This window comes from uncultured Gemmiger sp., from assembly GCA_944388105.1.
Classification (GTDB): Bacteria; Bacillota; Clostridia; order Oscillospirales; family Ruminococcaceae; genus Gemmiger.
In genome coordinates, this window is record CALXHN010000158.1 from 1 (window position 1) to 2,796 (window position 2,796).

A 2,796-nucleotide genomic window follows, 5' to 3' on the forward strand; every position below is an offset into this window, starting at 1 on the left:
GGGCCGCAGGGACCGGAGCCATGCTCCCAGAAGTTGTCTTCCTTGCCGAAACGGACCATGTGGTCTTCGGGCACGCCCACCTTCTTGGTCCAGATATCGTAAGCCTCATCGTCGTCCAGGTAAACAGAGACATACAGCTTTTCGGCGGGGATCTCCAGCTCACCGGTCAGGAACTCCCAGGCCCAGGGAATGACCTCTTCCTTGAAGTAGTCCTGGAAGCTGAAGTTGCCCAGCATCTCAAAGAAGGTGCCGTGGCGGGCGGTAATGCCCACGCGCTCGATGTCGGGGGTACGGATGCACTTCTGGCAGGTGGTCACCCGATGACGCGGGGGTTCTTCCTGACCCAGGAACCACTTTTTCATGGGGGCCATGCCGCTGTTGATCAGCAGCAGGCTGGGGTCATCTTTGGGAACCAGCGGGAAGCTGCCCAGGCGCAGGTGGCCTTTGGTCTCAAAATAATGCAGGTACTTTTCGCGCAGTTCATTCAATCCGGTCCATTGCATTGCTCTCAATCTCCCATTTTGCTATTGATGTGGTACGGCTGTGAGGGGTTGCCCCGGAAAAACAAAAACAGCCTCCGTCCCACCAAGGGACGAAGGCTGCCATAGCTTCCGTGGTACCACCCAAGTTGCAGGGAACACGTCCCTGCCGCTTTTTCTTGCGTTAACGCCGCAATTGCGCCCGGTTCTGCCGGGGGCTCCGGGGTGGCTTTGTCACAGATACGGCGGAAACCTTTCAGCTGTCGGTTTCCTCTCTTGTAGCCGGTTCCTGTGACATTGGCCCTTTCTCAGCCGTTGTCATATCCTTTGATAGTATACGACGCTCTTGCCCGGTTGTCAACCTTCCAAAGACAGATTTTCGGCTGTTTCTGCGGTATTTTGGCCCTGTTCCACGCTGATGGCATCCACGACCCGGGCAAAGATGGCTGCGCTGGAGGTTTCGGGCTCCAGGGTGGTGTCCTGCAAAACAGTCACCGTATACCGGGGCTCTTCCGCCGGCCAGAAGCCGGAAAACCAGTAGTTGAGCAGCTCCTCCCCTGCCTCATTGAACTGCCCGGTCTGCGCTGTGCCGGTCTTGCCGCCGGCCTGTCCCACAGATGGTGCCGCCTGACGGCCGATGCCTTCCTCCACCACGCTGGTGAGCATGCTTCGCAGAATGTCCGCCGTATCGCCGTCACAGACCTGCACGTTCTCTGCCGTCTTCACTGGCTGAAGCAGCTGCATGGTATCGGCGTCCACCACTCCCTGCACAAAACGGGGCGCCTTCCAGATGCCGCCGTCGGCCACCGCATTCATCATAGCGGTGATTTGCAGCGGGGTGACGGTCAGTGCGCCCTGACCGAAGGAAAGCATGGCCAGCTGACCTCCGTCGGTATCCGCCACTGCGGCAGCCTGGGGCAGATTGCCCTCGGCGCTCTTGAGTCCTGGTGCTACCGCCGAAGCCTGTCCGAACCCGAACGTTTGGGCGGTCTCCAGAATGCGTTCCCCGCCCAGCAGCTGTCCCAGTTTGATGAAGTAGCAGTTGCAGCTCTGTTCCAGAGCTCCCCGCAGGTTCACCTGGCCGTGGGCCCTGCCTTCGGCGCAGCGAAACACCTGGTCACCCACCTCCACGCTGCCGGTACAGTCATGGGTGAACCAGCTGTATCCTGCCTGGTAGGCTGCGACTGCCAGTACCACCTTGAACACCGAACCGGCACTGAAGGCCGAAAGCGGACGGTTGATGAGGGAAGTATCGTCCGCCTCAATGCTTTTGACCAGGTCGTCCGGGTCAAATTCCGGCATACTCACACTGGCCAGAATCTCCCCTGTTTCCGTATCCATAACAAGTATGCAGCCCCGTTCCATCGTCTGGGCAGCAATCCCTTCGCAGGCGCGCTGAAGGTTGGCATCCAGCGTAAGCTGCACTCCCTGGTTGGTTCCCGCTGCAGCCTGTACCTCCGGCTGGGTACCGGTCATCAGGGAGCCCTGGGCGGTGGTGGCACAGCAGACGGTGCGCTCCTCCCCTGCCTGAGCCAGCACATCCTCATAGGCCAGTTCCAGCCCGGACACCCCCACGCCCTCCCCGTTCAGATACCCGATGAGCTGGCGGGCGATGGGGTTGGGCAGGTATCGTCGGGCACCGGTGTAGGTATACACCCCGTTGGCACTGAGGTCGGTGTTGACTTCTACCAGAAAGGGAGTCATACTGTTGCGCTTTTCATACAGCTGCGACTGTTCCTCAAAGCTCACATAGGGAAAGAGGGTGGCATAGCTGGAATCTCCGGGAATACACAGCGCGTACCAGCGGGGTTCTGTTCCGGTCAGCTGGCGGCCGTCCCGGTCATAGAAATTGCCTCGGCTGCGGGGCAAGTCGGTTTCCGAAAGGCTCTGCCCGCCCGCGCTGGCTGCATAGGCAGTATCGGTGCAGACCCAGTATACCCGGCACAACATGGCGGCACAGAGCACCATCAGCGCGGTGCACAGAGAGTACAGGCGGCGAAGGCTCATTTCTCTCCCTCCTTTCGGATTCTGTATCGAAAGGAGTATGCCCGGAAACCGCCCCCGCTTATACAAAGGCAAAAAGAAAGGTCTGCCGATGTACTTTTCGGCAGACCGACAGGACTTATTCGGTTTTTTGGGTGCGCTGCCGTCTGCAGCGGTTTACCCACCACACAGCAGCCCCCGCCAGCAGGATCCCCGGCACAAAGCCCAGGGCGTCCACCCCCACATCGGTGGCCAGCATGGCCCGACCGGGCACAAAGAACTGGTGTACCTCATCGGAAACAGAAAAGGCCGTGCAGGCCAGCGCCGCCAGAAA

At 59.9% G+C, this 2,796-nt stretch carries 3 protein-coding genes; all 3 read right to left on the minus strand.

The annotated features are described in order from the left end of the window. Positions 1-503: alanine--tRNA ligase-related protein (locus Q0K17_RS11050; RefSeq protein WP_294542962.1), on the minus strand; the 503-nt coding region annotated here is incomplete at its 3' end. Between the two features lie 333 nt (positions 504-836). Then, positions 837-2,486 (minus strand): penicillin-binding protein 2, encoded by a 1,650-nt coding sequence (locus Q0K17_RS11055; RefSeq protein ID WP_294542963.1) that lies wholly within the window; start codon positions 2,484-2,486, stop codon positions 837-839. A gap of 115 nt (positions 2,487-2,601) precedes the next feature. Beyond that, a partial coding sequence (locus Q0K17_RS11060) for a VanZ family protein (RefSeq protein ID WP_294542964.1) occupies positions 2,602-2,796 on the minus strand: 195 nt, incomplete at its 5' end.